At 64.2% G+C, this 26218-nt stretch carries 26 protein-coding genes; 9 read left to right on the top strand and 17 right to left on the bottom strand.

The features are described from left to right. Window positions 1-32 precede the first annotated feature (32 nt). Together AC1TPF_RS07170 and AC1TPF_RS07165 are read left to right on the top strand one after the other, a co-directional pair. A complete protein-coding gene (locus AC1TPF_RS07170) occupies window positions 33-803 on the top strand; it encodes an alpha/beta fold hydrolase (RefSeq protein ID WP_482143252.1) in 771 nt (256 codons plus the stop codon). 162 nt (window positions 804-965) lie between these two features. Further along, window positions 966-1790, top strand: a complete 825-nt coding sequence (locus AC1TPF_RS07165; protein ID WP_482135809.1) for a hypothetical protein — start codon at window positions 966-968, stop codon at window positions 1788-1790. Window positions 1791-1886: 96 nt separating this feature from the next. On the opposite strand, the gene rlmB is transcribed toward AC1TPF_RS07165, so the two are convergent. From rlmB to AC1TPF_RS07135, 6 genes are all read right to left on the bottom strand, one after another. Next, window positions 1887-2852: a 23S rRNA (guanosine(2251)-2'-O)-methyltransferase RlmB gene (gene rlmB, locus AC1TPF_RS07160; protein WP_482135810.1), complete on the bottom strand. Its 966-nt coding sequence runs from the start codon at window positions 2850-2852 to the stop codon at window positions 1887-1889. Window positions 2853-2916: 64 nt separating this feature from the next. Beyond that, window positions 2917-4329: a cysteine--tRNA ligase gene (gene cysS / locus AC1TPF_RS07155; RefSeq protein WP_482135811.1), complete on the bottom strand. Its 1413-nt coding sequence runs from the start codon at window positions 4327-4329 to the stop codon at window positions 2917-2919. Between the two features lie 11 nt (window positions 4330-4340). Then, the gene (gene ispF, locus AC1TPF_RS07150) at window positions 4341-4805 is read right to left on the bottom strand and encodes a 2-C-methyl-D-erythritol 2,4-cyclodiphosphate synthase (RefSeq protein ID WP_482135812.1); all 465 of its coding nucleotides are present in this window, start codon (window positions 4803-4805) and stop codon (window positions 4341-4343) included. Beyond that, entirely contained in the window at window positions 4802-5470 is a 669-nt protein-coding gene (ispD, locus tag AC1TPF_RS07145; protein ID WP_482135813.1) for a 2-C-methyl-D-erythritol 4-phosphate cytidylyltransferase, read from the bottom strand. The genes ispF and ispD overlap by 4 nt, the downstream gene beginning before the upstream one ends. A 21-nt stretch (window positions 5471-5491) precedes the next feature. Continuing rightward, a complete protein-coding gene (locus AC1TPF_RS07140; RefSeq protein ID WP_020107769.1) occupies window positions 5492-5980 on the bottom strand; it encodes a CarD family transcriptional regulator in 489 nt (162 codons plus the stop codon). Between the two features lie 256 nt (window positions 5981-6236). Beyond that, window positions 6237-7154 carry a PaaI family thioesterase gene (locus AC1TPF_RS07135; protein ID WP_482143250.1) on the bottom strand — a complete coding sequence of 306 codons (918 nt, stop codon included), beginning with the start codon at window positions 7152-7154 and terminating at the stop codon, window positions 6237-6239. 193 nt (window positions 7155-7347) lie between these two features. Between AC1TPF_RS07135 and AC1TPF_RS07130 the strand changes: the two genes are divergently transcribed. Together AC1TPF_RS07130 and radA are read left to right on the top strand one after the other, a co-directional pair. Continuing rightward, a complete protein-coding gene (locus tag AC1TPF_RS07130) occupies window positions 7348-7971 on the top strand; it encodes a copper chaperone PCu(A)C domain-containing protein (RefSeq protein WP_482143249.1) in 624 nt (207 codons plus the stop codon). A gap of 135 nt (window positions 7972-8106) precedes the next feature. Continuing rightward, on the top strand, window positions 8107-9504 hold the full coding sequence (gene radA / locus AC1TPF_RS07125) for a DNA repair protein RadA (RefSeq protein WP_482143248.1): 1398 nt from the start codon (window positions 8107-8109) through the stop codon (window positions 9502-9504). On the opposite strand, the gene AC1TPF_RS07120 is transcribed toward radA, so the two are convergent. Beyond that, window positions 9496-10077: a PaaI family thioesterase gene (locus tag AC1TPF_RS07120; protein ID WP_482143247.1), complete on the bottom strand. Its 582-nt coding sequence runs from the start codon at window positions 10075-10077 to the stop codon at window positions 9496-9498. The two genes, radA and AC1TPF_RS07120, sit on opposite strands and share 9 nt — an antisense overlap. 47 nt (window positions 10078-10124) lie before the next feature. Between AC1TPF_RS07120 and disA the strand changes: the two genes are divergently transcribed. Both disA and poxB read left to right on the top strand, forming a co-directional pair. Beyond that, window positions 10125-11207, top strand: coding sequence for a DNA integrity scanning diadenylate cyclase DisA (gene disA, locus AC1TPF_RS07115; protein WP_482135818.1), 1083 nt, complete (start codon window positions 10125-10127; stop codon window positions 11205-11207). 51 nt (window positions 11208-11258) lie between these two features. Beyond that, complete coding sequence (gene poxB, locus AC1TPF_RS07110; protein WP_482135819.1) at window positions 11259-12992, top strand: ubiquinone-dependent pyruvate dehydrogenase; 1734 nt, start codon at window positions 11259-11261, stop codon at window positions 12990-12992. A 52-nt stretch (window positions 12993-13044) separates the two neighbouring features. Here the strand turns inward: poxB and AC1TPF_RS07105 are convergent, their stop codons facing one another. Next, the gene (locus AC1TPF_RS07105) at window positions 13045-13803 is read right to left on the bottom strand and encodes a hypothetical protein (protein ID WP_482135820.1); all 759 of its coding nucleotides are present in this window, start codon (window positions 13801-13803) and stop codon (window positions 13045-13047) included. A 102-nt stretch (window positions 13804-13905) separates the two neighbouring features. Next, entirely contained in the window at window positions 13906-14550 is a 645-nt protein-coding gene (locus AC1TPF_RS07100; protein WP_482135821.1) for a carbonic anhydrase, read from the bottom strand. Window positions 14551-14566: 16 nt separating this feature from the next. On the opposite strand from AC1TPF_RS07100, the gene AC1TPF_RS07095 reads away from it, so the two are divergent. Continuing rightward, entirely contained in the window at window positions 14567-15445 is an 879-nt protein-coding gene (locus tag AC1TPF_RS07095; RefSeq protein WP_482144046.1) for an HhH-GPD family protein, read from the top strand. Here the strand turns inward: AC1TPF_RS07095 and AC1TPF_RS07090 are convergent. Further along, on the bottom strand, window positions 15418-16254 hold the full coding sequence (locus tag AC1TPF_RS07090) for an alpha/beta fold hydrolase (RefSeq protein ID WP_482143245.1): 837 nt from the start codon (window positions 16252-16254) through the stop codon (window positions 15418-15420). The two genes, AC1TPF_RS07095 and AC1TPF_RS07090, sit on opposite strands and share 28 nt — an antisense overlap. 114 nt (window positions 16255-16368) lie before the next feature. On the opposite strand from AC1TPF_RS07090, the gene AC1TPF_RS07085 reads away from it, so the two are divergent. Both AC1TPF_RS07085 and AC1TPF_RS07080 read left to right on the top strand, forming a co-directional pair. Next, window positions 16369-16677: an antibiotic biosynthesis monooxygenase family protein gene (locus AC1TPF_RS07085; protein ID WP_482143244.1), complete on the top strand. Its 309-nt coding sequence runs from the start codon at window positions 16369-16371 to the stop codon at window positions 16675-16677. A gap of 79 nt (window positions 16678-16756) precedes the next feature. Further along, entirely contained in the window at window positions 16757-18244 is a 1488-nt protein-coding gene (locus AC1TPF_RS07080; RefSeq protein WP_482143243.1) for an aldehyde dehydrogenase, read from the top strand. Window positions 18245-18331: 87 nt separating this feature from the next. Here AC1TPF_RS07080 and AC1TPF_RS07075 read toward each other — a convergent pair whose 3' ends face one another. The 7 genes from AC1TPF_RS07075 to AC1TPF_RS07045 form a co-directional block, all read right to left on the bottom strand. Then, window positions 18332-18940, bottom strand: a complete 609-nt coding sequence (locus AC1TPF_RS07075; protein WP_482143241.1) for a hypothetical protein — start codon at window positions 18938-18940, stop codon at window positions 18332-18334. Continuing rightward, window positions 18941-19750 (bottom strand): hypothetical protein, encoded by an 810-nt coding sequence (locus AC1TPF_RS07070; protein ID WP_482143240.1) that lies wholly within the window; start codon window positions 19748-19750, stop codon window positions 18941-18943. Between the two features lie 227 nt (window positions 19751-19977). Next, window positions 19978-21423, bottom strand: coding sequence for an MCE family protein (locus AC1TPF_RS07065; RefSeq protein WP_482135827.1), 1446 nt, complete (start codon window positions 21421-21423; stop codon window positions 19978-19980). Next, on the bottom strand, window positions 21420-22682 hold the full coding sequence (locus AC1TPF_RS07060) for an MlaD family protein (protein ID WP_482135828.1): 1263 nt from the start codon (window positions 22680-22682) through the stop codon (window positions 21420-21422). The genes AC1TPF_RS07065 and AC1TPF_RS07060 overlap by 4 nt, the downstream gene beginning before the upstream one ends. After that, window positions 22682-23947 carry an MCE family protein gene (locus AC1TPF_RS07055; RefSeq protein WP_482143238.1) on the bottom strand — a complete coding sequence of 422 codons (1266 nt, stop codon included), beginning with the start codon at window positions 23945-23947 and terminating at the stop codon, window positions 22682-22684. Before AC1TPF_RS07055 ends, AC1TPF_RS07060 begins: the two co-directional genes overlap by 1 nt. Further along, window positions 23947-25137, bottom strand: a complete 1191-nt coding sequence (locus tag AC1TPF_RS07050) for an MCE family protein (RefSeq protein WP_482143237.1) — start codon at window positions 25135-25137, stop codon at window positions 23947-23949. The genes AC1TPF_RS07055 and AC1TPF_RS07050 overlap by 1 nt, the downstream gene beginning before the upstream one ends. Beyond that, window positions 25137-26198 carry an MCE family protein gene (locus tag AC1TPF_RS07045; protein WP_482135831.1) on the bottom strand — a complete coding sequence of 354 codons (1062 nt, stop codon included), beginning with the start codon at window positions 26196-26198 and terminating at the stop codon, window positions 25137-25139. Before AC1TPF_RS07045 ends, AC1TPF_RS07050 begins: the two co-directional genes overlap by 1 nt. Window positions 26199-26218 lie beyond the last annotated feature (20 nt).

The raw sequence follows: 26218 nt of genomic DNA, 5'->3' as shown, positions 1-26218 counted from the left end.
CGATCCGTTCGTCGTCTGGGATGCTCATGGCCATGACCACGGACTTCACCGGATATGTCGATATCAGCCATCCCGTGCCCGGCACCGCGATCTGGCACCAGGTCGCGGGCGACGGTGAACCCGTGGTCCTGATTCACGGTGCTTTCTCGAGCGCGGCGGACTGGGGCGGCCAGTTCGGGCCGTGCGTGGATGCCGGGTTCAGGGTCTATGCCCCTGAGCGACACGGTCACGGGCACAGCGCCGACGTCACCGAAGAGTTCCATTACGAGACGATGGCGCAGGAGACCATCGTCTACCTCGACGAGGTCGTTGGTGGCCCCGCCCATCTCGTCGGCTGGAGCGACGGCGCCGTCATCGCGTTCCTGGTGGCCCTCAAACGGCCGGATCTGGTCAACCGCATGGTCGTTCTCGGTCAGTACCTGAACCCGTCCGGCCGGGCGACTGGTGGAATCCTCGACGCCATCAGCGACATCGACTCCGACATCGTGCAATTCCTCCGCGCCGACTACGCCTCGGCCTCACCAGACGGCGATGATCACTTCCCGGTGGTGTTCGACAAGACCACTGCGATGATCGCGACTGAGCCCGAGATGGATCTGTCCGTGCTGACCGCGGTGAGCGCCCCGACTCTGGTGATGCAGGGAGACCACGACGAGGTGCTCATCGAGCACAGTCTGGCGATCGTGGACCAGCTCCCTGCGGCGCGATTGGCCGTGCTTCCCGGAACGCACCTCGTCCCGATCGAGACACCGGCAGTGGTCAATTCGGTGATCATCAATTTCCTCAGGGGCGATCCCGCCTGATCGGTCACTGCCACGGTTGAACATATCGATCTCTGATTGCCGAAACTTTCAGTGATCGCTAATAGTCCGGTCGTTTAATTCAGCGATCCATTTCACGTGTGGCACAGGTAATTAGCGGCTAGGATCACGGGGCATATTCCGCCGACAGAAGATTGGCATCTCGTGACAAACAATTCTGATAATACGGCGACGACCCCTGCCGTCGTCGAGCTGTCGAAAACCCGGCGAATACTGACCGCATTTTTGAACTCTCCATTCGCGGGAATGTCGCCGTGGATTCTGATGGCGCTGATCGTGGGCCCGGGACGGTTCGAAGAAGCTGCGGCCTCGGCATTCGGCCTCTCACTCCTGCTCGTCCTCGGCAGCCATCGGCGCGGCAGCAAACTGAAGTTCCTCGAGGTCTTCGACCTCACCTACTTCGCCGCGATGGTGGTCCTGGCGCAGTTCGCCTCAGCCGACGTCGTGAAGTGGCTGGAGCACTGGGGTGGCGAGATGACCAATATCGCCCTGGTGGCCTTTGCTCTCGGATCCATCCTCATCCGGCAGCCGTTCACCTTGCAGTACGCCAAAGAAGGCACCCCGGAAGAACTCTGGACCCAGCCGCTGTTCCTGCGGATCAACTATGTGATCACCTGGGCCTGGGTGTTCGGATTCGGAGTGGCCGCAGTCGCCGGATTCATCGGTGATGCAGTCCTCGACAACAACAACAACTTCTGGACCGGCTGGATCATCCAGCTCGCCGGCACCTTCTTCGCAATCGCATTCACCGAGTTCTATCCCGATTACGCGACCGCTCACGCAGCCAGGGAAGCCGGCGAAGATGTGAAGCCGCCTTCTCTCATCCACCTTCTGGGCTGGATCCCGCTTTTCGTGATCGTCACCGGTGTCGCCGGTCTGATCACCGACGCGCTGACCACCATGGTGAGTCTGATCATCATCGCCGTTGGCATCGTGGGACGAGTCGCGATGGACAAGCTCCTACCCTGACAGAGCCTCCACCGCATACCGAAAATGTGCCCTTTTGGCGAACAAAACCCCAGGTGGGGCCCGCCAAAAGGGCACATGATCGGGAGAGCTGAGGGGTCAGGAGCGGCGCTGGCGAGCGAACTCGGCGAGCACAACACCCGCGGCGACCGAGGCGTTGAGGCTCTCGACATCACCGGCCATCGGGATCGACAGGATCGAGTCGCACGATTCGCGCACCAGACGTGACAGACCCTTGCCTTCGGATCCCACCACGATCACGGTGGGTCCGGAGCCGTCGTACTCGTCGAGGGTCACGTCACCATCGGCGTCGAGACCAACAAGCTGAACCCCCGACTCGGCCCAATCCTTCAGCGTCCGAGTCAGATTCGTGGCCTGTGCAACGGGCAGACGCGCTGCGGCACCGGCACTGGTGCGCCATGCCACCGCGGTGACCGAGGCGCTGCGCCGGGCCGGGATCACCACACCGTGGCCACCGAATGCGGCCACCGAGCGGATCACCGCACCGAGGTTGCGCGGGTCGGTGATGTTGTCGAGCGCGACCAGCAACGGCGGGCGACCACTGTCGATCGCCAGCTGCATCAGGTCGCTGGGATGGGCGTAACGGTACGGCGGCACCTGCAGGGCCAGGCCCTGATGCATGCCGTTGGCACTCATCCGGTCCAGTTCGGGACGCTGCACCTCGAGGATCGAGATACCGGCGTTGGCGGCCAGCTGCACCGACTCGGTGACCCGCTCGTCGGCCTCGCCTCCGAGGACCACATAGAGCGCGGTGGCCGGGACCCCGGCACGCAGGCACTCGACAACGGGATTGCGGCCGAGAACGTACTCGGGACCATCGGTTGTCGGCTTGCCGCGCGGCGCACGTCCACCGGTGGATCCACCTGAATGCTTCGCAGCGGCCTTGGCCTTCTTGTGCGCCGCGTGATACGTGCGCTCAGTTGCCTTCGGGGTTGCACCCCGGGCCTCGAGTCCACGACGGCGTTGTCCGCCCGAACCCACTGTCTGCCCTTTTTTGGTGCCGCCCTTGCGGACTGCACCCTTACGTTTTGAATTGCCGGCCATCAGGCCACCCACCTTACGCGAAATGCGCTGTAATCCCCGGTGACCGGTTTACCCGGTACCGCGTTCATCGGTCCGTCTCCACGGATTCTCTTGTTTCGGACATAGACCACTGCGGGCCGTCCGGTGTATCGGTGACTTCGATCCCGGCCTGCGCCAGCCGATCACGAACCTCGTCTGCGGTGGCCCAGTCCTTCTCGGCACGGGCCGTGATCCGGCGCTGCAGCTCGGCCCGGACGAGCACGTCGAGCGCGGCCTTGGTGTCGGCGTCTCCACCCGATTCCGCCCAGTTCTGCGCCAACGGGTCGACACCGAGCACACCCATCATCGCGCGGACCGATGCGGCTGCTTCCACGGCAGACTGATGGTCGCCCGACTCGAGCGCCGTGTTGCCGGTCCGCACCACACCGTGTATTTCGGCCAGTGCAGAAGGCACGCCGAGGTCGTCGTCGAGGGCAGCAGCGAATCCGTCGGTGATCTCACCGACTGGGACTGCTCCGGCACGCGAAACCGTCCGTTGCACAAAGGATTCCACGCGCCGGTAGCCGGCGGCGGCCTCTTGCAACGCACCCTCGGAGTATTCGAGCATCGACCGGTAGTGGGCGCTGCCCAGGTAATACCGCAATTCGACGGCGCGCACCCGCTGCAACATGGCCGGAATGGCGACCACGTTGCCGAGCGACTTCGACATCTTCTCGCCGCCCATGGTGACCCAGCCGTTGTGCATCCAGTACCTGGCGAACGGGTCGCCGGCGCCATGGCTCTGCGCCTGCTCGTTTTCGTGATGCGGGAAGATCAAATCCATTCCACCACAATGGATATCGAAGTCCGAACCCAGGAGCGACGTGGCCATGGCCGAGCATTCCAGATGCCAGCCGGGACGCCCTCGACCCCACGGGGTCGGCCAGGACGGCTCACCGGGCTTGGCGCACTTCCACAGCGTGAAGTCGCGGGGGTCGCGCTTGCCGGTGCCGACACTCTCACCCTGATGGACGTCGTCGAGGCGGTGCCCGGACAACGATCCGTACTCGGGCAGGCTCAAGACGTTGAAATACACGTTGCCGTCGGCGGCGTAGGCGTGGCCGCGCTCGATCAGCCGCTCCATGTACTCCACCATCTGCGTGATGAAGCCGGTGGCGCGTGGTTCGGCCGATGGCGGCAGCACTCCGAGCTGGTCGTAGGCCTTGGTGAACTCTCGTTCGTGGGTGGCGGCCCATTCCCACCAGGGACGACCGGCATCGGCGGCCTTGCGCAGGATCTTGTCGTCGATATCGGTCACATTGCGCACGAATGCCACATCGAGACCCTTGTACGCCAGCCAGCGCCGCAGGACATCGAAGGCGATACCGCTGCGGACGTGCCCGATGTGCGGAACACCCTGGACGGTGGCGCCACACAGGTACACCGAGGCATGTCCGGGTCGGATCGGCGTGAATTCACGCAGATCTCGGGCGGCGGTGTCGTAAAGGCGCAGGGTCACGATCGGCAATCCTACTGGTCAAGCAACAGTGCAGTGGCGACGGCAGCAATGCCCTCGCCCCGTCCGGTCAATCCGAGACCGTCCGTGGTGGTGGCGGAGACCGAGACCGGCCCTCCGAGAAGGTCGCTGAGTACCTGCTGGGCTTCGGCGCGGCGGGGCCCGATCTTGGGCCGGTTGCCGATCACCTGGACGGCGGCGTTTCCGACTACGAAACCCCGGCCTTCGTAGAGTTCACGCACGTGGGCGAGCATCCGGGCGCCGCTGACGCCCTCCCACTGCGGCTGCCCGGTCCCGAATACCGAACCGAGGTCTCCGAGGCCCGCCGCGGACAGCAGCGCGTCGCAGAGCGCATGGACGGCCACATCGCCGTCCGAATGCCCGGCGCATCCGTCGGCGTCGGCAAAGAGGAGTCCGGCCATCCAGCAAGGCCTGCCGGCTTCGATGGGGTGAACGTCGGTACCGATGCCCACCCTCATGCGTGAGCCCGATCCGTGAGCAGCCAGGTGGCCAGGTTCAGATCCCAGGCAGTGGTGATCTTGAAGGCCAACGGGTCGCCGGGGATGGTCTGCACAGCAAAGCCCTGGGATTCGACGAGACCGGCGTCATCGGTGAAATCGGTCTCGGCGGCGGCATAGGCAGCGACGAGCACGGAGTAGTCGAAACCTTGTGGGGTCTGCACCGCACGCAGCAGTGACCGGTCGACGGTCCCGGTGACGATGCCGGAGGGGTCGACGGATTTGATGGTGTCAGCCACCGGAAGTGTGGGGACAACCGCGGACGCGCCCGATCGGACAGCGTCGACAACGTCGGAGAACAACGATGCGGGTGTGAGACAGCGGGCGGCGTCGTGCACCAGCACCACTTCAGAATCGGACGGCGCGGCCGACAATGCGGCCTTCACCGAGTCCGAACGTTTTGAACCCCCGGCCACCACGGTGACCTCAGGGAACTCGGACCGGACCTGGTCAACCAGATCGGCGGGAACCGAGATGACGATACGATCGACGACCCCGCTGGCCAGCGCACCCTGCACACAGTGGTGCAACATGCTCTGACCTGCGAGATCGACAAACGCTTTGGGTAAACCCATGCCGAGTCGCTCTCCGCGACCTGCGGCCGGGATCAATGCAACCGTAGACATTCAGTGAATCAAGCGACGCGCTCAGGAAGCGGCGGCAAGAACCTCGTCGAGAATGATCGAAGCCTTCTCGTCGTTGGTGTTCTGTGCCAGAGAGAGCTCGTCGACGAGGACGCGACGAGCGCGGGTGAGCATTCGCTTCTCACCTGCGGAGAGTCCACGATCCTGTTCACGACGCCACAGGTCGCGAACGATTTCGGCAACCTTGATGATGTCGCCGGAGATCAGCTTTTCCTGGTTTGCCTTGAACCGGCGAGCCCAGTTGGTGGGCTCCTCGGTGTGGGGCGCCCGGAGAACGTCGAAGACCTTGCCCAGACCTTCTTCTCCGACTACGTCGCGGACTCCGACGTACTCGAGTTTCGTAGACGGAATCTGAACTGTCATGTCACCATCAGCCACCTTGAGAACGAGGTACTCTACTGCCTCGCCTTTGATGGTTCGGGTCACAATGTCTTCGACCAGTGCGGCACCGTGATGGGGGTAGACAACGGTGTCACCAACTTTGAAATTCAATGTTCCATGCCCCTTTCGATTTCTCCAGTCTAGCACGGCGCGTTCCGCGCCATCAGTCAACTCCGCAGGTCAGCGGCATAGCGGCAGGATCCGAAGTCTTGACGACGCCCGAAATGTGTGCTGCCGCACCGCTCGAACTCCGAAGGCTCCGGCACTCGAAGCCCCCGTCTGCCAACCGATTTTGGGAACCGGTTCACCACGCCTGCCACCGGGGTGGATGCGGTCGGCTCGACCGCCCTGGACCCCCCTTGACCGCCTATGGCTTCAAATGTTGCCGAAGTGTGACCGTCGTGAGTGCGAGCACGGTGTCGCCGTCCCCCGCATCGACCAACCGGACATCCACGACACTGTGATCGCCGGCGTCGCGCACGACCTCACCGCTGGCTCGCGCCGGGCCGACCCGAACCTGCGACAGATAGTGGATCTGCATGTCGCAGGCCACCATTCCCGGCCGCATGGCACAGGCCGCGGATTCGGCCAGCACCGCCAGCGCGCCACCCTGGATCGTTCCGATCTGGTTGACGACGAAGGGCGTGAGGTCGAGTTCGAGGACACCGGCACCCGCATCGACGACCCGCATGCCGAGCCTGGAGTAGACGGTGCCGTCGACCGGAATCGGCGTGCGTTCCCGGATCGTTCCCACGGTCTTCGCGGGTGAGTACAGATCGGCATCGACGGCGGCGGTCCGCGGGATGCGGGCGAACACCACCAGGGCCCGTCCGGCCCGGGTCAGTCCGTGGGCACCGCGGTCGATGTCATCGGCCAGTGCCCGTAGATCGGTGACACCACATCCGTCGTAGACGTCGACCGAGATGACCACCACTTTCTTGCCTGCCCGGACCAGCTTTGCGTCTGCGACGATCGGCCCGCGGGTGATCGGGTCGCCTGCATAGAGCGACAGGTCCTGGGTTGCGGTCCAATCCGGGGAGGCGGCGATCAGCGCCGGATCCGACGCGACGATGTCGACAACGGTCATCAGAACCCCGGTCGAGGCCGCCCCACCGGAGTCCCGCAGTTTGTCGGTCAAGGTCGCCCGGAGCACCGAACGTTCCGGCGACGGCTGAAACGACGTCAGCCCGAAGTCCGACGCAAACGACACCGGGCCCGGCAGGACCATCCCCGGCCGTCCGCCCACCTGGGCCGGACGCGGGGTGGAAATCAGATTCTCGCTCATGAGAATCATCATGCCAGTTGTGCGGTCGATGTGAAACGGATCGTTTTCGCGACCCAACCGGGATTTCCTGACGGTCGCCCACTACGCTGCGTAGTGCACGCATTGTGGATCTGGTGTGCGCCGGTATTCCGTACCTGCGCCGGCCGCCACACAAGGCGCGCGTCGCATCAGGACCTATCTCGGAGGAAAACCGGTGTCAGTGCAGAAAGAATCGGCCCGGCGTGGTCGAGTGGGAACGATCCTCGCCACCGCAGCCATCGCCGCAGGCCTGCTGATCGGCACCACCGCGTGCGGCGCGGGCCAGATCGCCCAGACGCCCGATCAGGCGCCAGCCATCAACGGCAACGAAATCGACGCCGGATCGATGGCGTTGCGCAACGTGCACGTCATCTACCCGAAAGACGGAAGCACCGAAGAGTTCACCAACGGTGGACCGCTCGAGTTGGCATTCCTGATCGCCAATGAGTCGCCCGACACCCCCGACAAACTCGAGAGCATCTCCTTCCCCGACGGCAAGGGCACCGTGACCATCGAGGGCGAGACCGCGATCAGCCCCCTCGGCGTGCTGCGTGCGGGCAACCCCGACGTGGTGCACAACACGACCCTCGAACCCGTCAACTCGAACGAGAAGTGGGTCGAGGTGACCGTGCAGGGTGAGCCGAAGAAGCTCACGCCCGGCCTGACCTTCCCGTTGGTCTTCAAGTTCGAGAAGGCCGGCGAGACCACCATCGAGGTCCCGATCGACGCGGGCCCCATCCTGCCGCGGCAGGATCATCCGCGCGGCATCGACGCGGACAACGCAGAAGAAGGTCACTAGCCTCCGAAAGAGGGGCCACGGCGATTGCCGTGGCCCCTCTTTCGTATCCGGGTCTGCCGCAGCCGCATCCGGGTCTGCCACAGCCGTATCCGGGTCTGCCGCAGCACTGTCGGACCCGCTGGCTAGAGTCAGCCGGTGGCCAAACAGAAGTCGACATATCGTTGCAGCGCCTGTGGATACCAGGTCGCCAAATGGGTTGGCCGCTGCCCGGAATGCGGTGAATGGGGCTCGGTGAGCGAAGCCGCCCTGGCAACCGTTGGCAGCTCCGGGATCGGCGGCGGTAAATCCGCCACGGTCGCAACCATTCCCAGCCAACCTGCTCGTCCCATGACGCAGATCGATGCGACCAATGCGGCCGCATTTCCCACCGGTATCGGCGAGTTCGACCGAGTGCTCGGCAAAGGCATCGTTCCCGGCTCGGTCCTGCTCCTCGCCGGAGAACCCGGTGTCGGCAAGTCCACCCTGCTGCTCGAGGCCGTCAAACAGTGGGCGCTGCAAGGCCGCCGAGCGCTCTACGTCACCGGCGAAGAATCCGCCGGACAGGTTCGACTCCGCGCCGAACGTACCGGCGCCGTCCACGAAGAGATCTACCTCGCTGCCGAAACCGATCTCGGTGCCGTCCTCGGTCATGCAGAGGCGGTGATGCCGTCACTGATGGTGGTCGACTCCGTACAGACGATGATCGCCCAGAACGTCGACGGGGTGAACGGCGGTGTCACTCAGATCCGGGCGGTGACAACAGCTTTGACATCCTTGGCCAAGAACGCCGGGATCGCTGTCATCCTCGTCGGCCACGTCACCAAAGACGGCACCGTGGCCGGACCCCGCTCACTGGAACATCTGGTGGACGTGGTGCTGTCCTTCGAGGGCGACAAACACTCACCCCTGCGCATGGTCCGCGGAATCAAGAACCGTTTCGGATCAGCCGACGAGGTGGGTTGTTTCGAGCAACGCGAAGACGGCATCCACGAGGTCACCGATCCATCCGAACTGTTCTTGCACCACCGCGACATCGGGGTCGCAGGCACCGCCATCACCGTGGCGATGGACGGGAAGCGGCCACTACTCGGCGAGGTCCAGGCACTGGTCTCGAAATCGAGCCTGGCAAATCCGCGTCGAGCCGTTGTCGGGCTCGATTCGGCAAGGGTGGCAATGATTCTGGCCGTCTGCGCAGCGCGAGCCAACCTCCCGACCTACGACCAGGACGTCTACGTCGCCACCGTCGGCGGCATGAAGATCAGCGAACCCGCCGCCGACCTGTCAGTGGCACTCGCACTCAGTTCCATTCTCGCCCAACGCTCCTTGCCGGGTTCGATGGTGGCCCTCGGTGAGATCGGTCTGGCCGGCGAGGTGCGCCGGGTGGCCGGGGTCGGACGGCGGGTGGCAGAGGCAAAGCGACTGGGCTTCAAACACGCGATCGTGCCGGCCGGATCCCTGGATCTGCCGTCGGGCATCAAGATCACGCAGGTCGCCGATCTTCAGACGGCCATGCGCGCGGCGCTCAAAGGACCGGCAGGCCCGTTCTCATTCTGACGGCTCGGTAATCCGGCTGCGCTCTGCCTTACGCGCCAGACTTTCGGCGAACTGGTCCGCCGCACCGCTGTCCGCATAGCTGTCCTTGAAGTGCTCGGCCGGATCGATCCGGACGTAGATCGCGTGCGCGGACGCGACGGGCTCGGTGTTGTCGCCGAGATACGCGATGCCGCTGGTGTAGATCTTGCGCCGCACGGTGCCGTGGGCCACCGCCTCGATCCGCAGTTCGCAGCCCAGCGGGATCGGCTTGGCGAAGTCGATCTCCAGGTGCGCGGTCACCGCGGCGAATCCCACCATCCAGTGCGTCATGCCGAGCGCTTCGTCGAATGCGGCCGAAAGAATGCCACCGTGGATGACGCCGGGGCCACCCTCGAAACGGGGGTCGACCTGCATACGCGCGGTGACCGCGGCACCCTCACCCGCGGTGGCCACCATGTGCAGCCCATGCGGCACGGTCTCACTGCAGCCGAAGCACATGGGGTAATGAGCGCGCAGCTTCTCACCGAACGCCGGGGCGCGGGGCGACCGGACTGCGGAGACGAGCTCATCGGGCAGAACAAAAGATGTTTTCACAGACAGCTAATCTAGTGTGCACTTGCGTTACTACAGAAAGGCGCCTCATGCCAGAGGTTCCGGCCTCCGATCTGCTCCGCACCACGATCGCCCGGCTCGCACCCGGCACTCCCCTACGAGATGGCCTCGAACGCATCCTGCGTGGCCGGACCGGCGCTCTCATCGTCATCGGGCACGATCCCGAGGTCGAGAGCATCTGTGCAGGCGGCTTCGACCTGGACGTGGCGTTCGCGCCGACCAGGCTGCGAGAGCTGTCGAAGATGGATGGCGCGGTGGTTCTGTCGACCGACGGCGCCCGGATCGTCCGGGCAAATGTGCAGCTGGTTCCGGACCCGTCGATTCCGACCGAGGAATCCGGTACCCGGCACCGCAGTGCCGAGCGCACCGCCATCCAGACCGGGTATCCGGTGATCTCCGTGAGTGCGTCCATGTCGATCGTCTCCGCGTACGTCGACGGGATCCGGTACGTGGTCGAGGGTTCCGATGCCATCCTCTCGCGCGCGAATCTGGCGGTGGCAACGCTCGAGCGGTACAAGACGCGCCTGGACGAGGTCAGCGCACAGCTCTCGCGTTCGGAGATCGAGGACTACGTCACCCTGCGCGATGCGATGACCGTGGTCCAACGCCTGGAGATGGTCCGCCGCGTCTCCGAAGAGATCGAATACTACGTCGTCGAACTCGGCGTGAACGGCCGACAGCTCAGCCTGCAGCTCGAAGAACTCGTGGGCGACAACGACTCTGCGCGCGAACTCGTGGTTCGCGACTACTTCGCCAGCCCGGAACCCGCAAGTACGCAAGAGGTCGAACAGGCACTTGCGGCCATCGAAAAGCTCACCGACGCCGATCTTCTCGACCTGACCGCACTCGCTCGCGCATTCGGCTACCCGGACACGGTCGACGCACAGGACACCGCGATGAGCCCGCGCGGTTACCGGCTGCTGGCCCGGATCCCCCGCTTGCAGTTCGCCCACATCGATCGACTCGTCCGCAGCTACGGCACCCTGCAGGCGCTGCTCGCGGCGACCGCGGCCGACCTGCAGGCCGTCGAGGGGATCGGCAGCATCTGGGCCCGGCACATCCGCGAGGGACTGTCCCGGCTGGCCGAGTCGAGCATCGAACGTTTCGACTGAGGTCCGAGGCAAACGCCTCACCTGGTTTCCTTAGGCACCTACCCTGGATCCATGGCCACCATTGCGGACACAGTCGTCGACGTCATCCATTCATCCGGTGTCGAGCGGGTCTACGGCCTGCCGGGAGACTCGCTAAACGGGTTCACCGATGCCATACGCCGCGCCGGGACCGTCGAGTGGAAGCACGTACGGCACGAGGAGGCGGCTGCGTTCGCGGCGGCCGCCGACGCCGCACTCACCGGCGAGTTGGCGGTCTGTGTGGGTAGCTGCGGGCCCGGCAACCTCCACCTGATCAATGGGCTGTTCGACGCGAACCGTAGTCGCGTGCCGGTCTTGGCCATCGCGGCTCAGATACCGGCTGCCGAGATCGGCAGTACCTACTTTCAGGAGACGCACCCCGAACAGCTCTTCAACGAATGCAGCGTCTACAACGAACTCGTCAGTGTGCCGGAGCAGTTGCCCCGAGTGCTGGAGATCGCGATGAGAACCGCCATCGAGAAGCGCGGAGTCGCCGTTGTCGTCATACCCGGTGAGATCTTTCTGAAGAAGAGCTCCAGGCGCAGGCGTTCGGCTCCGATCCGCTATATCCCCCGCATCACGCGTCCGACCGACGATCAGCTCCGCGACGCGGCATCCATCCTCAACTCGGCGCAGCGGGTGACCATCCTCGGGGGTGCCGGCGTCGAAGGTGCGCACGAGCAGTTGCTCGCGATCGCCAAGACCCTGCAGGCGCCGATCGTGCATGCCCTACGAGGCAAGGAGTTCATCGAATACGACAATCCGTACGACGTGGGCATGACCGGACTGCTGGGGTTCGCCTCGGGCTATCGCGCAATGGAGAAGTGTGATGCCCTGCTGATGTTGGGTACAGACTTCCCGTACCAGCAGTTCCTTCCCGACAAGGCCAAGATCATTCAGGTCGACATCCGCGGTGAGCAACTGGGGAGGCGTACCCCGATCGACGTCGGATTGGTCGGCAGCGTCAAGGACACGATCGACGCCTTGCTGCCGATGCTCGCGAAGCACGCCGACACCGAACATCTCGAAGCTTCGGTCGCCCACTACCGCAAGACCCGCACCGATTTGGATGCCCTCGCGACGAACGACCGCAACCGCAGGCCGATTCATCCGCAGTACCTCGCAAAGCTGGTGAACGACAACGCCTCCGAGGATGCCGTGTTCATTCCCGATGTCGGGTCACCGGTGGTCTGGGCGGCGCGTTATCTGGCGATGAACGGACGCCGCCGCCTCATCGGTTCATTCGCCCACGGCACGATGGCCAACGCGATCCCCCACGCGATCGGTGCCCAGAGCGCGTTTCCTGGGCGTCAGGTGATCACGTTCTCCGGCGACGGGGGCCTGGCCATGCTGCTCGGTGAGCTGCTGACGATTCGCCAGCACAAGTTGCCCATCAAGATCGTGGTGTTCAACAACTCGTCGCTCAACTTCGTGGAATTGGAGATGAAGGCCGCCGGAATCGTGAACTTCGGTACCGAGCTGGACAACCCGAACTTCGCGGAACTTGCTCGGGCACTGGGCATTCACGGTGTCAGGGTCGAACAGCCCGAAGACCTCGAGGCCGCGGTCAAAGAAACCCTTGGCCACGACGGACCCGCATTGCTCGATGTGGTGACCGCCCGCCAGGAGCTGTCGATACCGCCGACCGTGACGGCCGCACAGGCGAAGGGTTTCACCCTGTACGCGCTGCGAACCATCCTGTCGGGTCGAGGCGATGAGGTGCTGGATCTGGCTGACACCAACGTCTTCCGGCGTTTGTTGGACTGACGAGCACTCGTCGCGGCGCAACAACACCCTGGACGGGCTGGATTTGTCTGCGCTACTGCGCGTTGACCCGATCGATGTTGAATGTGATTGGTGCGCTGGCCTTCTCGCCGATCCTGGCGACAGCTTGGTAGGCGCCCGGAACCACCGGCTCGCGGGGGCTCTCACAACCGGGGGTACTGGTGGTGCCCGACCACTGGACGGTGTCCTGCACCTGCTGGCCCGGCTTGAGGAGCTGGTTGTTGACACCGGCCACCGGGGCACAGTCACCTGACGCCCAGATCCGGCGATCACCGGCGAGGTTCAGGACGGTCACGCTCTGCATCGCCTTGCCGACATCCCGCGTGCACTCGGAGAGTCCGGCGTTGGTCACCGCGATCGTGAAGATCGGTTGTTCGCCCTCGGTGTATGCGGGCTTGTCGGTGTAGAGGACCACCGAGATGTTCTGGTCGGGGCACAGGCCGCTGGCCGGTACCGGAGCCGGGGTCTCACCGGCCGGGGTGCCACCGGGTGCGCCGGGCGCTGCCGGGGCATCCGTTCCCCCGGGCGCGGCCTGGCCGCCGCCACCGGAACCGCCACCGGAACTCGGGCTCGCCGATTCCGAACCCGAATCCTTGTAGGCCGACGGCAGGACGTAACTCGACGAGCTGGTGAGGTCGGTGCCGTTCGCGGTGTTCTTGTTGCTGTCGTCGCCGCCCGTGACCAAGAAGATCAGACCCACGATGACCGCGAGCACAACCACCAGCACACCGACTGCGAGTGCACGTCGACGCCAGTAAATTTCCGGTGGCAGGGGGCCCTGAGGATCCAACACACCCCGACGCTAATGGGAGTGTGCCACCGGCTGTCTGACCTCGGGCGGCGTGTCGCGAGACGATGCTGTGCGCGAGGTCTCAGTTGACCGCCGGGCCGCCGGTCAGGAAGCCAGGCTGGGCATGGCCGGATCGTCGCCGACCTCGCCGAGTGTGCCCCGCAGGCTGACCGCGCCCTCGGCGAGCTCGTAGGTGAGGCCGACGATGCCGAGTCGGCCGGCTTCCACCTTCTCGGAGATGATCCGGCTGCGCTGGATCAGCAGTCGGCCGGTCTCCTTGACGTGACGCGCCTCGAACTCGTCGACGCGGGTGAGCCCTTCCTTACGACCGGCCAGGATGCTCGGGGTCACCCGTTCGACCACATCGCGGATGAATCCGCCCGGGATCTGCAGGTCGTCGAGGGCGTCGAGCGTCGCCTGGACCGCGCCGCAACTGTCGTGTCCGAGGATCGCGATCAGCGGAACGTCGAGCACCTCGACGGCGTATTCGATCGAACCGAGAACGGCCGAGTCGATGACGTGCCCGGCGGTGCGGACGACAAACATCGAACCGAGGCCCTGGTCGAAGATGATCTCTGCCGCGACGCGCGAATCGGCGCATCCGAACAGGACTGCCTGCGGGTGCTGCCCTGCCGCCAGACGCGCACGGTCCTCGATACCCTGATTGGGATGATTCGACTTGCCTGCCACAAAACGATCGTTGCCTTCGCGCAGGTTCTTCCATGCTTGAGCCGGAGTTGTTGAGGACATGACTGACATTCTGCCCCTGTCCGGTTCGGTTCCGCCGGGCAAGCTCCTTTCCTGGTTCGACCTGGCCGAGCGGGACCTCCCGTGGCGGGCGCCGGATGTGAGTGCCTGGCACATCCTGATCAGCGAAATCATGCTCCAGCAGACCCCGGTGTCGAGGGTGGCTCCGATCTGGGAGCAGTGGGTGGCGCGGTGGCCGGTGCCCTCGGCGATGGCCGCGACCCCGGTGGGCGAGGTCGTGCGGGCCTGGGGCAAGCTCGGCTACCCGCGGCGCGCGATGCGACTGCACGCCTGCTCAGCCGTGCTGGCCGCCGAACACGGGGACATCGTTCCTTCCGACGTCGACGTCCTGCTGACACTTCCCGGCATCGGCGACTACACGGCGCGAGCGATTGCGTGCTTCGCGTACGGGCAGTCGGTGCCGGTGGTCGACACCAATGTCCGCAGAGTCATCGCGCGAGCGGTGCACGGACGCGCCGAGCCGGGCAACCCGGCACGATCAGATCTGGTTGATGCGCAGGCACTGCTGCCCGACGACGCTCGGGCACCCAGGTTTTCGGCAGCCTTGATGGAGCTGGGCGCGTTGGTGTGCGTCGCCAAGAATCCGAGATGCCAGAGTTGCCCACTGACAGACTGCCTCTGGGTGGCGACCGGATCGCCTGCCCATACCGGCCCGGTGCGCAAGGTCCAGAAGTTCGCGGGCACAGACCGACAGGTTCGCGGGCTGTTGCTGGACGTGTTGCGCGACAGCACCATTCCGGTACCCCGCGCCTCACTCGACATCGTGTGGACCACGGACACCGCTCAGCGCGACCGCGCCCTCGATTCCCTCCTGGTCGACGGCCTGGCCGAGATCACCTCCGACGGCCGCTATGCCCTGGCGGGCGAAGGGACCTGAACTCCCGGGCGACGACCGATCTCTGTGCTCTGCAGACCACAGAGAAAGGCCTCGACCGCGCCGCGGTACTCGTCAGGCGCGGAGTCGTGGACCAGGTGGTCGGAGCCCGCAACCTGCAACAGGATCGAATTGTCCACCGCGGCAGCCATCTTCGCCATCTGACCACTCGGGGTCACACTGTTGCTCGCCTCGATCAACAGCGCCGGGACCTCGACGGCCTGCCACTGTTGCCAGAAGTCCCGCCGTCCCCACTCCTCGGCGATCTGTGCCCACACCTCCAGATGGCCATGTAGGACACCGTCGTCGAATGCCTCGTAGAAGTACCGGCCCGCGACCTCGCCGAACATCGTCTGCGCCTGATCAAGTGAATCGAAACGCTGCGGCCAGGACGAGAACCACGGCTCCCAGCCGGCGGTGGTGCGGCCACGGAAGTCGGGCGCCATGTCCTCGATCACCAACGCCGACACCAATTCCGGGTACTCCGCCGCTGTGCACCACGCATGCAGCCCACCCATCGAATGGCCGATCAGGACTGCCGGACCCATGTCGATCCAGGTGAGGATCTCCGCCAGATCCGCGACAAAACGTTCCGTGCACAATTCCTCGGGACCGGCAGGCACCGCTTCGTCGGCACCACGGTGACAGGCGGCGTCGTAGGTGAACACCCGGCCGTACCCGCGCAACCACGGGATCTGGCGCCGCCAGGTTCTCCCCCGGCCCATGAGTCCGTGCAGCAGGACTATCGGCGCGCCATCCGGCCTTCCGCCGTAGTCGATGAATCCGATGTCAGCGCTCACGAGGTAGAACATTAGCGGCGATAGCCGCCCTGTCCGGAATATCCTCAAATGCCGCTCGCCCGATTGTGCCGGCTGCGCGTTCACTGGGGGTTCAACCCCGCGATCCACGGCAGTAGGGTGAACGACATGGCAATTGTGAAGATCAACGCGATTTCTGTCCCCGAGGGCGCAGGCCCCGAACTGGAGAAGCGGTTCGCCCAGCGCGCCCACACCGTCGACGGGTCGAAGGGCTTTCTCGGATTCCAGCTGCTGCGGCCGGTAAAGGGCGAGGACCGCTACTTCGTGGTCACCCAGTGGGAGACCGAAGAAGATTTCGCGGCGTGGGCGGCCGGACCGGCCCGTACCGCCCACGCAGGCGAGAACAAGAATCCGGTGGCCTCGGGCGCGAGCCTCCTTGAGTTCGAGGTTGTCATCGACGCCCGCCCCACCACCTGAGCGCACCAGATTCTCCTGCCGCAAAACTGGAACGTGTTCTACCATTGGTCCCCAGAGGCAACCACCAACTGGAGGACCAATGACGGACACCGCCAACGCGGCACCAACCACTTCGCGCGACTACAGCGAACTGCTGATCGGCGGACGCTGGACCCCGGCCCACTCTGCTGACATTCTCGAGGTCTTCTCGCCGGCCACCGGGAAGCGCGTGGGCAGCACGCCACTGGCCGACGCCACCGACGTCGACACCGCGGTGAAAGCCGCGCGGGCCGCGTTCGAATCGGGTGTCTGGCGCAACACCTCCCCGCAGGATCGTGCCGCCGTCGTTGCCAGGGTCGCCGATCTGATCGACGAACGCGGCGCGGAGATCGCCGAACTCGTTGCATCGGAGATGGGCGCGCCACCGATGGCGGTGAGCACTCTGCAGCAGCTGCCCGCGACCGGGGTGCTCCGCGAATATGCCAAGGCCGCAATCAATTACAACTGGCTCGAGTATCGCGACGGATTGTTCGGCAAGTCGCAGATCACCCGTGAACCCGTGGGTGTGGTCGGTGCGATCACCGCATGGAATGTGCCACTGTTCCTGATCTGCAACAAGCTCGGCCCGGCCCTGTCTGCCGGATGTTCCGTGGTCCTCAAGCCCGCACCCGAAACCCCGCTGTCGGCCAATTACATCGCCGAACTGTTCACCGAGGCCGGGTTGCCCGAAGGGGTGCTGTCGGTGGTCCCGGGCGGACCGGAGACCGGAAAAGCGCTTGTCGCCCACCCGGACGTCGACAAGATCACCTTCACCGGTTCGACCGCGGCCGGGCGGGCGATCGCCGCCGCCTGCGGGGAGCAACTCAAGCGCTGCTCGCTCGAACTCGGTGGCAAGTCCGCGGCCATCGTGCTCGCCGACGCAAACCCTGCCGAGATCGCCGGCATGCTCACATTCACCGGGCTGATGAATACCGGGCAGGCCTGCGTTGCCCAGACCCGCGTCCTGGTCCCGAGCGCCAAGCGCGACGAGATCGTCGCCGCCATGGTCGAGGCCGCCAAACTCCTCAAGCCGGGTCTGCCCGACGACCCGGAGGCCCAACTCGGACCACTGATCACCGAGAAGCAGCGCACCAAGGTCGAGGACTACATCCAGCAGGGCAAGGATGCCGGCGCCACCGCCGTCCTCGAGAGCACCCGACCGGAGGGACTGGAATCGGGTTACTTCCTGAGCCCCACCATCTTCACCGGCGTCACCAACGACATGACCATCGCCCGTGAAGAGATCTTCGGCCCGGTGATCTCCGTCATCGATTACGAGACCGAGGACGAGGCGATCGCCATCGCCAACGACTCCGACTACGGCCTCGCCGGGACCGTGTGGACGGCCGATGTGGAACGTGGACTCGCGATCGCCGCCCAGATCCGGACCGGGACCTACGGGGTGAACTGGTACGCCATCGATCCCGGGTCGCCGTTTGGCGGCTACAAGAACTCCGGCATCGGCCGCGAGAACGGACCCGAAGGCCTCGCGTCCTACGTCGAACACAAGTCCGTCATCCTGCCGATGGGTTACGACCCCACCGCCTAGGCCTTCCCCCGCAAACGATCCACCTATACGAAGACGAGCCACAAATATGTGGCTCGTCTTCGTATTACCGGATCGTTTGTGAAGGAGTCAGGGGGTCGGGGCCGGGGCAGGCACCGACGATTCCGTGGGTGCGGGGACCGGGACCGTGGAGGCACCCGCCTTGTCGGCCTCGGTCGCGAGCTGAGCCTTCACCGAATCGTCGGTGATGATGTCGATGTTGGTGACCAGCCACTTGTCGCCCGACCGCTCCATCGAATACTGCAAGCGACTGGGGTTGATCGCGACCACATCCTTGCCACCCTTGGTCACCGACTGGTTCATGAAGATCAGGATCAGCGCGGTGTCGCGGGTGTTGGTGACAACCCCGGCCTCCTGGATCGTCACCTCGGATTTGACCTGCTGATCCTTCACGGCGACAACCAGATTCGAGTCGGTGATGATCTGGTCGTATTCCTTTGCGGCAGCACCGGTGACCAGCGTTTTTGCCTGCTCCACCTGCTGCGCGACATTGTCCGGGTCGTATCCGAACATCACTGTTGCCGTATGGGTTCCGGCATCCAGCGCTTCACCACGGGCATCCTCGGTCGCCTTGGTGTCGCGGTAGTTCAGACCGGCGATCGTTGTGATGACCACCCCGGCAACCAGGATCACGACGGTCAGCACCGAGACGGCCCACCACCAGAATTTGCGGGTCATCTACGTCACCCACTCGAAGTTGGTCAGTTTGAGTCGGCCGTTGATGCGGGTCATGTCCAGCTTCCATCGGAATGTCTGCAACACGGTCTGCTGCTCAGGAACGTTGGGCTGGTTCATCTCCCAGCTCGACACCAGGATCACCGATCCGGCAGTCGGATCACTGGCGGTGACGGCCTCTGAGATGACGGTGCCCTTCGTCGACACATTCTCGGACTTGATCATGTTGACGGTCTGCTCCATCGACTGGCTGGTCTGCTCCATGGCCTTGCCACTGGTGCTGTCCTGAAAAGTCTTGATGGCGCCGTCGATGTTCTCGGGGTTCAGCGTTGTCAGGTTCGTGATCATCTGGCGGGCGAAAGCCGAATACTCGGCGCGCAATTCGTTGCGCTCGTCGATCTTGTCGGTGCCCAGGATGAACAGGGTCGACGCAACGACCATGCCCGCGATCAGGCCGATCGACACAACGGCCGCCAGCACGATTCCCAGTCCACGCAGATTCCCACGGCCACGGGGCGACCCAGCAGTGCCGGTAGCACCTTTCGCACCCGAGCGCCGACGCCGGGGCTTTCTTTCCTTCGCATCGGCATCGCGGACGCCGCGGCGCCGGTCGCGGTATGACACTCCAGCCGACACCGACGTCGACCCGAACGACTGCACCGCGCCCGAATCGGTTTCGGTCTCGGTCGCGGTCGGCGCGGTGTCGGACCCGGCGGCCTCGATCTCGGGCTTGTCCAGGTCCACCAGCGGCTTCACAGCCGCGGCACCGGTCGACTTCGACTTCTGCTTGCGACCGAGCGGCGCCGACTTCACCGGTGAACCGGCGGGCTTGCGCGCTTTGCCACTCGGTGAACTGCTGCGCGCCGACGACTCCGGCGCATCCTGCGGCGGACCGGCGGGCCTGCTGGCCCGACGACGTCGTGGTTTCTGTGGTGCGGGTTTCTGTGGTGCGGGTTCCTGTGATGCTGGTATCTGCCGTGCCGCTTCCTGTTCGGTTGATGTCTGTTCGGTTGGTGTCTGTTCAGTTGGTGTCTGGGCCGTCACTGAACGGTCCCCGTGATCAGGCTCTGCCATTGACTGTTGTCTTTCTGCTGTTCCCCGCTACCACCTGTACCAGATGTGCCAGACGGTACCGCGGTTCCGGCGTTGTACGTCTTGCCGTCCGGGCCGATGTAGTCGCCGCTGACAGGGTCGTAGCTGGTGGCGTAGACGGCGGGACTGCCGTCGTCCGCGCCGGGTGCGCCGTTGGTCAAAAAGCCTTGTGGCAGATCAACTCCCGGTAGCCCGTTCGGGAAGGGAACGTTCTCGCCGATCGGCGTGTAGCCGGTTCGACATTCGGCGGGGGTCGACGCGCGACGCCCGGGAATCTCCATACACGGGAAGTTGCGGGTTCCGCGGACCGCGACGTTGGAATCCTGAGGGACGCGGCACAACATCCCGGGAGGGAGATCACGCGGGGTCTGGGCCGACGCATCCCGTTCCGGTGTCATCGGCATGAAGCCGACGGTGCACGTGCCGGGATCCTGGAACCCCAGCGCAAAGTCGACGTTGGCGCCGTTGCGGTAGTCCTCGCTGTTGAGCGCTGTGATCAACGCTGCTATCAAGCGTGGGTAGATCACCACGATCTGCTGCAGGTTCGGATGGTAGATCGCCAGGGTCCGAGCAGTGGTGTTGAGGTTCGAGAACAGCAACGGCAGTGACTGATTCATCGAGGCGAACAGCTCTTGACTCTGCTGCGCGACACCGGGCCCCTGGTCCAGGATCCCCTGGATCTGCGGGTCGTTCGCCCGGAGCTGATCGGTGACCTGGACCAGATTCGCCGTCCACGCGCGAATATCACCCACCGTGGCGGTCTGCGTTTCCAGCAATGGCGCCGCCTGATCGATCAGCTTGACGATGGCGTCCGAGTTCTTGTTGGCATCACCCACCAGCAGGGTCATCGAATCGAAAAGCCGCTGCAGATCTTCTCCGGTGCCATTGAACGCGTTGAACGCCTCGTCCATCACCCGACGCAACTTCGTGTCCTGAATCTGCGCGAGCAGGGCATCGGCCTGATCGAGCAACGTCCCGACCTCGACCGGAACCGTCCCGTTCTCGACCACCGACCCATCCTTGAGGTTGCCGGTGGACGATGTTTCGGGATCAGGCGTGAACTCGATGTACTGCTCACCGACCGCCGAGACACTGCGTACCGCGGCGATCGAATTGTTCGGGATCTTGGTGTCGCTGTTGATCGACACCGTTGCCAGGACACCGGTCTCGGTCAGTGCCACCGTCTGAACCTTGCCGACATCGACACCGCGGAAGCTGACATTGCCGTTCTGGTAGAGGCCACCGGTACTGGGCAGGTCCACCTTGACCGTGTACTCCCCGATCCCGACCATCGCGGGAACCCGGATGTAGAAGACCGCGACGGCGAGCATCGAGACGACCGTGATGATGCAGAAGATGATCAACTGCATGCGGACGAACGGTGTGATGCTCATGAGCCTCCCTCCGCGTTCGGCATCGGTGAGGGCTGATTGTTGTCGACCGGCATCTCGGTGGTCAGCGGACCGGTGAACGGATCGCTGCCACGGGCCGCGGCGCCGGCCGGTGCGCCGAGCAGCCCCTCGGGACCATAGAGCTGACTCTGCCCACCGAGGCTGGCCAGCGCGCCTCGCTGCAAACGCCCGAATGTGAGGTCGAGGTTGATCTCACCGTTGAGATAGTCGCCTCGGACCACCTGCGGGATGACCTCCTCGGCAAACGGGAAGGTCAGCAGGATGCCGAGCGACTGGGTCAGGGCCGGTCCGGTGGACTGCAGTTGGTCGAGTACCGGCACCAAGTTGCTGACCAGCACCGTGATGTCTTCCGAACTCGCGTTCAAGATGTCATCGGTGGTGCGGCTCAGCGTGCTCAGCGAAGCCAGCGCATCGGTGAACTGGACCCGCTGATCGGACAGCAGTGTCAGGATCTTCGGTCCGTCGGCCAATGCCTTCTCCACCACCGGTGTCTGCTCGTTGATGCGCGCGGTCATCCGGTCCAGCCCCTCCATCGCACGAATGATGTTGGCCCGCTGACTGCTCAACTCTTCTACCAGGGTGTCCAGGCGCGGAATCAGTTCCCGCAGCACATCTTCGCGGCCGGCCATCGAGTTGTTGAGCTCTTTGACGATGTCACCGACCTGCGCCAGACCACCGCCGTTGAGCACCACCGACAACGAACTGAGCACCTGTTCGGTGGTCGGGTAGGTGCAGGCGGCCACCTGCTGTGCCGAGTTGATGTCGGGAATCGGTTGCTGGTTCTCCGGATCCGGAATGTTCTCCGGCTCGGGGCACCCGGCGGCCGGGATCTCATCTCCCGCTTGCAGAGTGCCAGAATCCGCGCTCTCGGGCTGCACGATCTCCAAATGCAACGAGCCGAGCACACTGGTCATCCCGACCATCACATGGGAACCGACCGGAACCGCAGTCCCCTCGTTGAGCCGCAGCGTCACCTGCGCCTGCCAGTTCTTCACCGAGATCTTTCCGACGCTGCCGACGGTGGCGTCATCGATCATCACCGGCGCGTTCTGAACCAGGTTGGCGGCATTGGGAATAATGGTCGTCAGCTCGTAAGAGCCACGGCCGGTACCGTCCGCACCGGGTATGGGCATCGAGTTGAGCCCGTCGAATCCGCAGCCCGATGCCACCAGCGCCACGCCGATCACTGTCGCTCCGACCATGTTGCGGGCGAGTACCTTTCGCCTCAATGCTCTGCGCATCAGCCCTCACCCCCGAACGGCACCAACAACTGAGCCAAACCGGGATTGGTGTACTGCGAGCGGGTTGCCGCATCCTGATCGCGAATACCCTGCTGCGCCCGCGCTTTCACGCTCGAGTTCTGGTACGAGATCTGATCAGGTGTGGCGTTGACACCCGACACCGGGTTGGACAGGAACGGCGGGTAGTTCATCCCGATCGTCCCGAAGATCGGACCCAGGACGTCAACACACTGTTCGACCAGGTCTTCCTGGCCCGGACGGGCGGCACCCGCCATCGAGCCACAGAGGAGATTGATCAGGTTTCCACCCATGCCCAGGCCGAAAATGCCCGACAACGACCCTTGCAGCGGGTTGTAGATGTTGTAGAAGTTCGACAGCTGGGTCGGACCGGAATGTAGTAGACCCCGGATCTCTTCGTCTTTCTGCGCCAGCACATTGGTGGCTTCGGAGAGATCGCCGACCGACTCACTGAGGGCCGCCCCATTGGTGTCGATGAACGTCTTGATGTCGGTCAGCGCGGTATCGAGATTGGTCAATGCACCGTTCAGATTGTCGGTGTTGTCGGCCAGGACCTGACTGACCGAAGCGATCCGGCCGTTGAACTGCACCAACTGCTCATGACTCTGTGACAGTGCCTCGGTCAGTGTCTGGAGGTTGCGAATCGACTTGAAGAGGTCGCCGCTGCCATCGGCCAGTGTGCCGGTGACATCCGACAGTTGCTGGATGGCCTGGCGGATGGCCGTGCCGTTGCCATCGAGGTTCTCGTCGAAGACATCGACCGCGCGGGCAACCGATCCGGGGTCGGCGCCCTGCGGACCGACCGCCTCGGTCAATCTGCTCAGCTCGGCCTTGATCTCATCCCACTCCACCGGAACGGCTGTGCGCTCCATGGGGATGTCCCCACCGCCACCCAGCGTCGCACCACCGTCGTACACCGGGGTCAACTGAACAAAACGTCCCGAGACCAGGGACTGCGCGACCACGATCGCCTCGACGTCTTCGGGTAGCTTCCGGTCGCGGTCGACCTTCAGCTCGACCCGAACATCGTTGTCCCGCGGGGTGATCGAACCGACCGAGCCGACGTTGACGCCGAGGATCTTCACCGCGTCACCCTCGTAAAGGGCATTCACAGTCGAGAAATACGCGGTGTACGTCTTGTAGTTCACCTTCTGGTAGCCGTAATACACCGCCACGACAGCCACCACGACAGCCACGATCACCGCGGCAACCTGCCAGAACCTCTTGCTCAGCCGTCCCATTGCCATCACCCTGCCGGTCCGGTCGGATACGAAGGCGCAGGCGCCGGTTTGCTGGAGTCCGGCGAGTTCGCCATGTCCGGACGCGTGGTGATGGCCGGCGGAATCGCGAACGCGTACTTGGTGAACGCCGCGAAGGCTTCCGGGTACTTCTGCTGGAACACTCTCATGAACGTGGCGGTGAGGTCACCGAACGTGGTCAGACCCACCAGTGAAGAGAAGTACGGCCCACTGGACACGGCCTCTCCCAACACGTTTGCGTAAGGCCCGAGTTCGTCCAGGGTCACCGCCAGATTCTCTTGGTTGTCGACCAGAATCGCGAGCACTCCATTCAACTGATTGAGCACCGGCGTGAGCTGCGCGTTGTTGTTGTCGATGAACAAGCTGATCTGTGCGGTGACGTTCTGGGTACCAGTGATCAACTGCCCCAACGCATACCGGCGGGCCTGGACCTCCCCGAGCAGAGAGTTCGCGTCGACGAGCAGCGTGTTGATCTGACCGCTGCGCTTGGCCACCACGTCGGTGACATTGCCCGCGCGGTCCAGCAGTTGTGACAGCGACTCGTCGCGATCGGCAATCGCCTTGGACAGGCGCGCCACCCCGTCGACGGCGGACCGCACTGATTCCGGTGTGTCCGAGAAGGTGTCAGACAACGTGTTGAGTGCAGCATTGAGCTGGTCGGTGTCGGTTTCCTGAATCGTATCGGTGGCACCTTCGAGCGCATCGGTGAGCGAATACGGTGCCACCGTCCGCTCGACCGTGTCACCCGGCATCAGCTTTCCGGTGCCCTCTGGAACCAGGGTCAGGTTGCGGCGGCCGAGTACCGTCTCGGTCTTGATGACCGCTGTGCTGGCCTCCGGGACGCGAACCGTGTCGGCCATGTTGAAGGTGACCTTCGCCTTGGTGCCGTTTTCGGTGTCCGCCAGCGAGATCCCCTGAACGGTACCGACATTCACGCCGGAGACGATCACGATGTCACCGGTGGCCAGACCGCCGGCATCGTCGAAGAGGGCGGTGTAGACACTACCGTTCGACAGGAACGGGAGCTTGTCCATCTGCAGGGCCACGATCACCACCAACACGGCGATCACCACACCGATGAAACCCACACGGGCACGGTCGGGTTCGCCACGCTTGCGGCGCCGGGCCTCGTCGGCCTGGTCGGTGGCGGTTCGCTCACCCTTGAACAGCGCAGACATCACAGCGGGTTACACCTCCCTCCGGGGTTGGTGTTCGGTCCGGTCGCGTCAACCGATTTCCAGACGATCTCCTGCCCGTCGGGGCCGGTGAACATGAGGTTGACCTGGCAGAGCCAGATCTGCAGCCACGCACCATAACTACCGAGATTGGACAGTGCCTTGAAGTCCGACGGCAGACGGCCCAGCAGGCCTCGCACGTAATCTTCACCCTTGAGCACTTCTTGCGACACCTGACCGGTGGCGGTGATGAGCGACGTCAGATCGGACTGGTTCTCGGCCAGCACATCGTTGAGGTCGTTGGTCAGCTCCGAGGCGTTGGTGATCGTGTCACCGATCACGCCGCGTTGCGAGTCGAGTCCCGAGATCAGCTTCTGCAGCTGATCCAGCGAGGTGTCCAACCCCTCATCGTCGGCCTCGATGGTGCCAAGGGTGGTGTTGAGGTTGTCGATGACCTGCCCGATCAGCTGATCCCGATCGGCCAGTGAATCCGTGAAAGTCGCGGTGTTCGTGAGTAATTCGTTCAACGCCGGGCCCTGACCCTGGAACACCTTGACCAGCGACACGGACAGCTCGTTGACCTCTTTCGGATCAAGTGTCCGGAACAGCGGCTTGAAGCCACCGAGAAGGTTGTCCAGATCCAGCGCCGGTTCGGTCTGGGTGACCGGGATCGACCCGTTGTCCTTCAAGAGCCGACCCGGGTCGCCGGTGCCCTCTTGCAGCTCGAGAAACCGGTCGCCGGTGAGGTTTTCGTAGCGGATCAGCGCCTGCACCGAGGTGGGCAGCCGGTACTTCTCGTTGACGTCGAACTCGACGACCGCCTTGTTGTCGGGGTTCAGTCCCACCGACCCGACTTTGCCGACCTCGACGCCGGCGATGCGCACCTTGCTGCCCGACTTCAATTGCGAGGCACTGGTGAACGTCGCCTTGTAGGCGAAGCTGGAACCGCTGCGGTACTGACTGAAAACGACCACCAGACCGATGAAGATCAGCACCATCACCACGGCAAAGGCCCCGAGTTTGATGACGGTGGCGCGAAACGCGCGCTCTCTGGATACTGCCATCTCACACCTCCCCTTGCTGA

Source organism: Williamsia sp. Y853 (assembly GCF_056786495.1).
The sequence above is the reverse complement of the archived record's forward strand: the minus strand, read 5'-3'. Positions and strand labels throughout refer to the sequence as shown.

What these genes read in the sequence shown, in the direction of transcription:
- AC1TPF_RS07170 (WP_482143252.1), top strand. Translation starts at nt 33, where the DNA reads ATGACCACGGACTTCACCGGATATGTCGATATCAGCCATCCCGTGCCC.
- rlmB (WP_482135810.1), bottom strand. Translation starts at nt 2,852, where the DNA reads ATGGCCGGCAATTCAAAACGTAAGGGTGCAGTCCGCAAGGGCGGCACC.
- ispF (WP_482135812.1), bottom strand. Translation starts at nt 4,805, where the DNA reads ATGAGGGTGGGCATCGGTACCGACGTTCACCCCATCGAAGCCGGCAGG.
- ispD (WP_482135813.1), bottom strand. Translation starts at nt 5,470, where the DNA reads ATGTCTACGGTTGCATTGATCCCGGCCGCAGGTCGCGGAGAGCGACTC.
- AC1TPF_RS07135 (WP_482143250.1), bottom strand. Translation starts at nt 7,154, where the DNA reads ATGAGCGAGAATCTGATTTCCACCCCGCGTCCGGCCCAGGTGGGCGGA.
- disA (WP_482135818.1), top strand. Translation starts at nt 10,125, where the DNA reads ATGCCAGAGGTTCCGGCCTCCGATCTGCTCCGCACCACGATCGCCCGG.
- poxB (WP_482135819.1), top strand. Translation starts at nt 11,259, where the DNA reads ATGGCCACCATTGCGGACACAGTCGTCGACGTCATCCATTCATCCGGT.
- AC1TPF_RS07100 (WP_482135821.1), bottom strand. Translation starts at nt 14,550, where the DNA reads ATGTCCTCAACAACTCCGGCTCAAGCATGGAAGAACCTGCGCGAAGGC.
- AC1TPF_RS07090 (WP_482143245.1), bottom strand. Translation starts at nt 16,254, where the DNA reads ATGTTCTACCTCGTGAGCGCTGACATCGGATTCATCGACTACGGCGGA.
- AC1TPF_RS07085 (WP_482143244.1), top strand. Translation starts at nt 16,369, where the DNA reads ATGGCAATTGTGAAGATCAACGCGATTTCTGTCCCCGAGGGCGCAGGC.
- AC1TPF_RS07080 (WP_482143243.1), top strand. Translation starts at nt 16,757, where the DNA reads ATGACGGACACCGCCAACGCGGCACCAACCACTTCGCGCGACTACAGC.
- AC1TPF_RS07075 (WP_482143241.1), bottom strand. Translation starts at nt 18,940, where the DNA reads ATGACCCGCAAATTCTGGTGGTGGGCCGTCTCGGTGCTGACCGTCGTG.
- AC1TPF_RS07065 (WP_482135827.1), bottom strand. Translation starts at nt 21,423, where the DNA reads ATGAGCATCACACCGTTCGTCCGCATGCAGTTGATCATCTTCTGCATC.
- AC1TPF_RS07060 (WP_482135828.1), bottom strand. Translation starts at nt 22,682, where the DNA reads ATGCGCAGAGCATTGAGGCGAAAGGTACTCGCCCGCAACATGGTCGGA.
- AC1TPF_RS07055 (WP_482143238.1), bottom strand. Translation starts at nt 23,947, where the DNA reads ATGGCAATGGGACGGCTGAGCAAGAGGTTCTGGCAGGTTGCCGCGGTG.
- AC1TPF_RS07050 (WP_482143237.1), bottom strand. Translation starts at nt 25,137, where the DNA reads ATGTCTGCGCTGTTCAAGGGTGAGCGAACCGCCACCGACCAGGCCGAC.
- AC1TPF_RS07045 (WP_482135831.1), bottom strand. Translation starts at nt 26,198, where the DNA reads ATGGCAGTATCCAGAGAGCGCGCGTTTCGCGCCACCGTCATCAAACTC.